The 7,358-nt window shown below is 71.8% G+C and carries 7 protein-coding genes; 6 read left to right on the forward strand and 1 reads right to left on the reverse strand.

The window, feature by feature from the left end; all coding sequences use genetic code 11:
* Positions 1-2: 2 nt before the first annotated feature.
* The gene (locus LADH09A_RS05895; RefSeq protein WP_238643720.1) at positions 3-1,439 is read right to left on the reverse strand and encodes an amidohydrolase family protein; all 1,437 of its coding nucleotides are present in this window, start codon (positions 1,437-1,439) and stop codon (positions 3-5) included.
* Between the two features lie 198 nt (positions 1,440-1,637).
* On the opposite strand from LADH09A_RS05895, the gene LADH09A_RS05900 reads away from it, so the two are divergent.
* The 6 genes from LADH09A_RS05900 (at position 1,638) to LADH09A_RS05925 (ending at position 7,255) form a co-directional block, all read left to right on the forward strand.
* Positions 1,638-2,774: a CaiB/BaiF CoA transferase family protein gene (locus LADH09A_RS05900; protein ID WP_238643722.1), complete on the forward strand. Its 1,137-nt coding sequence runs from the start codon at positions 1,638-1,640 to the stop codon at positions 2,772-2,774.
* Positions 2,759-3,529 carry a citryl-CoA lyase gene (locus tag LADH09A_RS05905; RefSeq protein WP_238643724.1) on the forward strand — a complete coding sequence of 257 codons (771 nt, stop codon included), beginning with the start codon at positions 2,759-2,761 and terminating at the stop codon, positions 3,527-3,529. Before LADH09A_RS05900 ends, LADH09A_RS05905 begins: the two co-directional genes overlap by 16 nt.
* A 29-nt stretch (positions 3,530-3,558) precedes the next feature.
* Positions 3,559-4,425, forward strand: coding sequence for a DODA-type extradiol aromatic ring-opening family dioxygenase (locus LADH09A_RS05910; RefSeq protein ID WP_238643726.1), 867 nt, complete (start codon positions 3,559-3,561; stop codon positions 4,423-4,425).
* On the forward strand, positions 4,422-4,784 hold the full coding sequence (locus LADH09A_RS05915; RefSeq protein ID WP_238643728.1) for a hypothetical protein: 363 nt from the start codon (positions 4,422-4,424) through the stop codon (positions 4,782-4,784). The genes LADH09A_RS05910 and LADH09A_RS05915 overlap by 4 nt, the downstream gene beginning before the upstream one ends.
* Positions 4,781-5,746: a quinone oxidoreductase family protein gene (locus LADH09A_RS05920; RefSeq protein ID WP_238643730.1), complete on the forward strand. Its 966-nt coding sequence runs from the start codon at positions 4,781-4,783 to the stop codon at positions 5,744-5,746. The genes LADH09A_RS05915 and LADH09A_RS05920 overlap by 4 nt, the downstream gene beginning before the upstream one ends.
* Positions 5,747-5,830: 84 nt before the next feature.
* Complete coding sequence (locus tag LADH09A_RS05925) at positions 5,831-7,255, forward strand: aldehyde dehydrogenase family protein (RefSeq protein WP_238643731.1); 1,425 nt, start codon at positions 5,831-5,833, stop codon at positions 7,253-7,255.
* The last annotated feature ends 103 nt before the right edge of the window (positions 7,256-7,358 follow it).

The raw sequence follows: 7,358 nt of genomic DNA on the forward strand, positions 1-7,358 counted from the left end.
ACCTAATGCTTCCATTGCGCCGAGCCGGCGTCCCACTCGGTGTACTGGTAGGGGTTCTCCAGGATCGCGGTCTCCGGGACGTCCGGGTTCATGCCCCGCTGCCACGCCTCCTCCCCCATCGTCTCGCGGAGGTGGTCGATGGTCGACGCCACCGCGGCCCGCGCGGCGGCGAGGTCGACGCCGACGAGGCGACCGTCGCGCTTGACGACCCGCCCACCGACCAGCACGGTGTGCACGTCGCCGCGCTGGGCCTGGAAGACGACGTGACCGTGCGGGTTCAGGATCGGGAACATCACCGGCGAGGCGTCGTTCTTGATCAGCACCACGTCGGCCTGCCGGCCGGCGGTGAGGGCACCGATGGTGGAGTCCATGCCGAGCGCGCGGGCGCCGCCCCGGGTGGCCCACTCGACGACCTGCTCGGCGCGCAGGTGACAGTGGGTGATGGTCTCCTGTTTGGCGTGCGCCTCCAGGTGCTCGCGGGAGCGGTCCGCGCCGAGCGTGCTGCGCATCGCCGAGAAGAGGTCACCGCTCCACCACACGCTGGTGTCCATCGACAGCGACACCGGGATGTCGTGGTGGCGCAACTGCCAGGTGGGCGGGTAGCCCTGGCCGGCGCTCTGCTCGCTCTCGGTGGAGACGGAGACGGAGCCGCCGGTCGCGGCGATCCGGTTGTACGAGTCGTGGGTGAGCGTCGCCGCGTGCACGTAGACCGTCGACGGGGTCATGAAACCGTTCTCGTGCATCAGTCGGATGCCGTCGTCGTTGGTGGCGCCCCAGACGCCGGCGTGCGTGGTCACCGCCGCGCCCAACTCGCGGGCCACCTCGAAGGCTGCCCGCTCCGGGAAGGCCGGGTCGCCGGTGACGTCGAACGCCATCTGGAAGCCGGCCAGCTTGCCGCCGTCGATGCGGCGGCGGTGGAAGTCGCGGAACTCCGGCGAGGTGGCCCACTGCCACGGCCCCTGCTGGATGTTGCCGTAGGCGAGCACGAACCGCCCGTCGACCGCCTCCAGGGCGTCCACGGCCGCGTCGGCGTGCTCGGGAGTCTGGAGCCCGTGTGACCAGTCGACGGTGGTGGTGACACCAGCGTCGATCGCCTCGATCGCACCGAGCAGGTTGCCGGCGTAGACGTCCTCGGGGCGGAACAGCTTGCCGGATTCGAGGTAGTACCAGACGAAGTACTGGGTCAGGGTCCAGTCGGCGCCGTACCCGCGCATGGCGGTCTGCCACAGGTGCCGGTGGGTGTCGACCATGCCCGGCATGAGGATGCCGTCGGTGGCGTCGATCTCCAGGGCGTCGTCGGGCGCGGTGAGGCCGACGCCGACCTCCGCGATCCGGTCGCCGACGACCAGCACGTCGGCGCCGGGCAGCACCGTGTGGGCGTCGTCCATGGTGAGAACCAGGCCGTTTCGGAAGACCACCGGCCGGTCGGTTGCGCTCATCGCCACCCATTCCTTTCCGGGGTACGAGGGGAGCCCGGACTCTTGTCCGCTGTGCGGCCAGCCCGAGTGGCGCAAGTGTGCTCCCGGTCACGAGACGCGTCAAGAGCATGTTTCCGCGCGATCAACACACCGTTGACAGGCACCGTGCGGTGTCGCAAGCTGTGCGGGCGGACAGGTGTCCGCAGAACGGGCGGAAACATGGTGCAGCAATCGACGGGGCCACTGTCCGGCCTGCTCGTCGCGGACTTCTCCCGGATCCTCGCCGGGCCGTACGCGACGATGCTCCTGGCCGACCTGGGCGCACAGGTGATCAAAGTGGAGAGTCCCGGTGGCGACGACACCCGCACCTGGATGCCGCCCACCCGTGACGGCGTCTCGACCTACTACCTCGGCATCAACCGCAACAAGCGGTCGGTCGCCCTGGACCTCAAGGAGCCCGCCGACCTGGCCGCCGCGCAGGAGCTGGCCCGCCGCGCCGACGTGATGATCGAGAACTTCCGGCCCGGCGGCCTCGCCCGGTTCGGCCTCGACTACGACAGCGTCGCCGCGAGCAACGACAGGATCGTGTACGCGAGCATCAGCGGTTTCGGCACCGGCGCGGGTCGGGACTTCCCCGGCTACGACCTGATGGTGCAGGCGATCTCGGGCCTGATGAGCCTCACCGGCGACCCGGACGGCTCGCCGTACCGGGCCGGGATCTCCGTCTTCGACGTGATGGCCGGGCTGCACGCGAACATCGGCATCCTCGCCGCGCTGCGCCACCGTGGCGAGACCGGGCGGGGTCAACACGTCGAGGTCAACCTGCTCAGCTCGGCGCTGTCCGGTCTGGTCAACCACTCCAGCGGCTACGTCGCCGGCGGCACCGTCCCGTTCCGGATGGGCAACGCGCACCCCAGCCTCTTCCCGTACGAGCCGCTGCCCACCGCCGACGGCGAGCTGATCGTCATCGCCGGCAACGACGGGCAGTTCCGCAAACTCTGCCAGGTGCTCGACCTGCCCGGCCTGCCCGACGACCCGCGCTTCGGGCGCAACCAGGACCGCACCGCCAACCGCGAGGAGCTGCGGCCGCTGCTCGTGCAACGACTCGCCCAGCGGACCAAGGACGAGTGGTTCCGGGACCTGCTTGCCGCGGGGGTCCCCTGTGCACCGATCAACACCATCGACGGCGGCGTGGCACTCGCCGAGGAGTTGGGGCTCGACCCGGTCGTGGCCGTCGGTGACGTGCCCGGCGTCCGCAACCCCATCACCTTCTCCGACACCCCGGCGCGCTACGAGCTGCCGCCGCCTGGGCTCGACGAACACGGCGAGGAGATCCGCGCGTGGCTGAAGAGTTGAGCTTTCCGACCGGGATCGGCACGTCCGACCCGACCACCATCTCCCTGCTCGGGCAGGACCTGGCCGGCGACCTGATGGGCGAGGTCGGCTTCGGCGAGCTGGCGTACTGGCTGGTCGCCCGCCGCCGGCCCACCCGGGGTGAGGTACGGGTCTTCGAGGCGGTGCTGGTGGCGCTCGCCGACCACGGCTTCACCCCGACGGCTATCGCGGCCCGGCTGACCTACCTGTCGGCGCCAGAGTCGTTGCAGGGCGCCCTCGCCGCCGGCCTGCTCGGGGGCGGCTCCCGCTTCCTCGGCGTCACCGAGGACTGTGGACGCTTCCTCGCCGACACCCTCGCGGGGGCCGGCGAGGTGACCGACTACGACGCGCTGGCGCTCGACGCGGTCACCCGGGCCAAGCAGGAGCGCCGGCTGGTCCCCGGGCTCGGGCATCCGGTGCACAAGGAACAGGACCCGCGCACGCCCGTACTGATCCGGATCGCCACCGAGGAGGGTCTGCACGGCCCACACCTGCGGCTGTTCGAGGCGATCGGGCGGGTGCACCCGCAGGTGCTCGGCCGGACCCTGCCGCTCAACGGCGCCGGGGTCTGCGGCGCGGCGCTCGCCGACCTGGGGCTCCCCGTCGAGATGCTGCGCGGTTTCGCCCTGTTGGCCCGCGCGGCGGGGCTGCTCGGGCACCTCGCCGAGGAGCGGCGTCGCCCACTCGGCATGGACATCTACCGCGCCGTAGACCGCAACGCCGTCTACGAGCCCTGATCCCCTCCGCTGCCAGCGAAAGGAGCCCAATGGCCACCGTCGTCGCGGTCATCGCCTCCACCCACCACCCCTTCTACTATCGGGCCAGCACGGCCACCGGTGAGGATCGGCCGCCGTTCGCCGACGAGTGGACCAGCAAGATCCTGGCTTTCCGGGAGACGTTGACCCGGGCCCGGCCCGATGTGCTGGTGATGGTCGGCTCCGACCACTTCCACCAGCTCTGGCTGGACAACATGCCGCAGTTCCTGGTCGGCAAGGCACCCTCGTACGACGCCAACTGGTACAACGAGGAACGCGAGTTCGGGCTGCCCCGGATGCTGCTCAAGGGGCAGGAGGACCTGTCCGGGCACATCCTGCGGGCCGGGCTCGACTCCGGTTTCGACCTCGCGTTCAGCAACGAGCTGCGCATCGACCACAGCATCACCTGCCCGATCATCACGCTGCGGCCCGAGGCCGACCTGCCGATCGTGCCGATCTACACGAACATCTTCGCGCCGCCGCTGCCGCAGCCGAAGCGCTTCGTGCAGCTCGGCGAGGCCATCCGGGAGATCGTCGAGTCGTGGCCCTCGCACCTGCGGGTGGCCGTCATCGGCACCGGTCACCTGTCGTTGGAGCTGGGCGGCCCCCGGCAGTTCGGCCCGCACGGCCCGGACCCGGAGTTCGACCAGCGGGCCGTCGAGTGGATCGCCAACGGTGACCTGGACGGCTGCCTGCGGGAGGTCACGCTGGACAGCCTGCACTCACCGGGCAACGCCACCCACGGCTTCATGGACTTCATGCTCATGATGGGTGTGGCCGGGGCCGGGGCGAAGGCCGACTACGTCGACACCCTCGATCTGTTCCACACCATGGAGGCCTACTTCACCTGGTACCCGAACGGAGCGCCGGCGGCATGAGCAAGTACCTGCTGAACAAGTTCCTCTTCATGGTCGACCGGGACCCGGAGCTGGTCGAGCGCTACCGCAGCGAGCCGCGCGAGCTGGTCGCCTGGTGGGAGGCCGAGTGCGCCAACACCGTGCTGAACTGCCACACCGGCGAGGCCAGCACCTGGTTGCGCTTCGACGACGTGGAGCGGGAGGCGTTGGCCACCCACGACCACGTGAGACTGTTCGAGTTGGGGGCACACCCCTTCCTCACCCTCACCCTCTTCATCGCCCTCTTCGAGCGGGACAACACCGAGCCCCTGGAGTACCAGAAGTCCTTCGGCGCACGGCTGGCGCACTTTCCGATGCCGTACCCGGACATCGCGACGTGATCCGCGCGGCGCTGATCAACGCCTGCGGCACGCCGCCGACGATCACCGAACGGCCGGCGCCCCTGCCGGCCGACGACGAGGTGGCGGTCACCGTCGAGGCGGTGCCGATCACCCCGCTGGACCTGCTCTGCGCCAGCGGCACCAGCTACTTCGGCACGCCGACCACCCCGTACGTGCCGGGTGTGCAGGGTGTCGGCCGGCTCGCCGACGGCTCGGCCGTCTGGTTCGGCACGGCGGCCGGAATGCGGTCCGGCGTCGACGGCAGCATGGCGACCACGGTCGCGGTGCCCTCCGTCGACGTGGTGGCGCTGCCCTCCGGCGTACCGCTGACCCTGCTCGCGGCCCTCGGCCTCTCCGCGGTCGCCGCCCACGCGGCGCTGACCCACGGCGGCGGCCTGACGGCCGGCGAACAGGTCGTCGTGCTCGGGGCCGGGGGTGTGGTCGGCCAGGCCGCCGTCCAACTCGCCCTGCTCGGCGGCGCCCGCCGGGTCATCGCCGTGGCCCGCTCGGCCGCGGCACGGGCCCGCGCGGAGGAACTCGGCGCGGCGGTCGCCATCCCGCTGCTGCCCGACGACGACGTCGCGTCGATGGCCGACCGACTCCGTGAGGTCGCCGACGGGCCGGTCGACCTCGTCCTCGACCCGGTCTTCGGCGTCCCGGCGGCGGCGGCCCTGCGGGTGCTGCGCCCCGGCGGCCGGCTGGTCAACCTGGGCAGCGCGGCGGGGGCCACCGCGCCGATCGAGTCCGCCGTGCTGCGCGGCGGCTCCCTGCGCCTGGTCGGCTACACCAACAACGGGTTGTCGACCGCGCAACGGGCGGCGTCGCTGGGCGTGGTCGCCGGGCACGCGGCGGCGGGGCGGCTCACCGTCGACCACGAGGTCGTGCCGTTCGACTCGGTCGCGGACGCCTGGACCCGGCAGGACGCCGGCACCGCCGCCGGCCGGATCGTGCTCGCCCTCTGACCCCGCCGGGCCCCAGCCAGGGACCGCGAAACCCTGGATAAGGCGCACCTGGTTGGGGGTCCGGGCCGGTGCGACGGTCGGTCCATGACACCTTCCACCTACGCCGTCACCGGTCACTGGATCGGTGGCGAGACCGTCGCCGGCTCTGCCGGCACCCTTCCCGTCGTGAACCCCGCCACCGGCGAGGTCGTCGCCGAGACCCCGGCCGGCACCGCCGGGGACGTCGACCGTGCCGTCGCCGCCGCCCGGGCGGCATTCCCGGCCTGGGCGGCTACCACGCCGCAGCACCGGGCCGACGTACTGCGCCGCCTCGGCGCGGGCCTCGCCGCCCGGTCCGAGGAGATCGCCCAGGCGATCACCGCCGAGATGGGCTCTCCGATCGGGATGTCCCGGACCGCCCAGGTCGGTTTCCCGGCCGCAGTGGTCGAGTCGGTTGCCGGCCTGGCCGACGACTTCGCGTGGACCGAGGAGGTCGGCAACTCGCTGATCGTCCGTGAGCCGATCGGTGTGGTCGGTGCGATCACACCGTGGAACTTCCCGTTGCAGCAGATCGTCTCCAAGCTGGCCCCGGCGCTGCTTGCCGGCAACACGATGGTCTTCAAGCCGTCCGAGAACGCCCCGCTGACCGCGCGGCTCCTCGCCGACGCGGCCGCCGAGGCGGGCGTACCGGCCGGTGTGTTCAACATCGTCTACGGCACCGGCGCGGTCGTCGGCGAGGCGATCTCCGCCCACCCGGACATCGACATGATCTCCTTCACCGGCTCCACCCGGGCCGGGCAGCGGATCTCCGCGGTGGCCGCGGCGACCGTCAAGCGGGTCGCGCTGGAGTTGGGCGGCAAGGGCGCGAACATCATCCTCGACGACGCCGACCTGCCGACGGCGGTCACCACCGGCGTGATGATGGCGTTCGCCAACGGCGGTCAGGTGTGCGGGGCGTGGCCGCGGATGCTGGTGCCCGCCTCGCGCCAGGACGAGGTCGTGGCGTTGGCCGTCGAGGCGGCGAGGCAGTTCACCGTCGGCGACCCGAAGGACGAGGCCACCCGGGTCGGTCCGATGGCCTCCGAGGCCCACCGGCAGAAGGTCGTCGGGTACATCGAGCGGGGCAGCACCGACGGCGCCCGGCTGGTGTTCGGCGGGCCGGACCGGCCGGAGGGCCTGCCCAACGGCGCCTACGTCCAGCCGACGATCTTCGCCGACGTCGACCCGTCCTCCGCGATCGCCCAGGAGGAGATCTTCGGGCCGGTACTGACGATCATCCCGTACGCCGACGAGGACGAGGCCGTGGCCATCGCCAACGGCACCCTGTACGGCCTGACCAGCGGCGTCTTCGGTGAGCCGGAGCATGCCCTGGCCGTGGCGCGGCGGCTGCGCGTGGGCCAGGTCGACGTGAACGCCGGGCACTGGAACCCGCTGGCCCCGTTCGGCGGCTACAAGCAGTCCGGCAACGGCCGCGAGTTCGGCCGTTTCGGTCTGGAGGAGTTCCTGGAGACCAAGTCCATCCAGCGCTGACCGAACCCGGCCTGCCCGCCCGGCTCGTTCTCAGCGACCTCGTCCGTAGTCCCGCCGTCGAGCTTGGGCCGCTGCCGGTCGGGCGGTCGGCGGTCGGCGGTCG

It is taken from the genome of Micromonospora cabrerizensis, from assembly GCF_022230955.1.
In the GTDB taxonomy this organism is placed as follows: Bacteria; Actinomycetota; Actinomycetes; order Mycobacteriales; family Micromonosporaceae; genus Micromonospora; species Micromonospora cabrerizensis.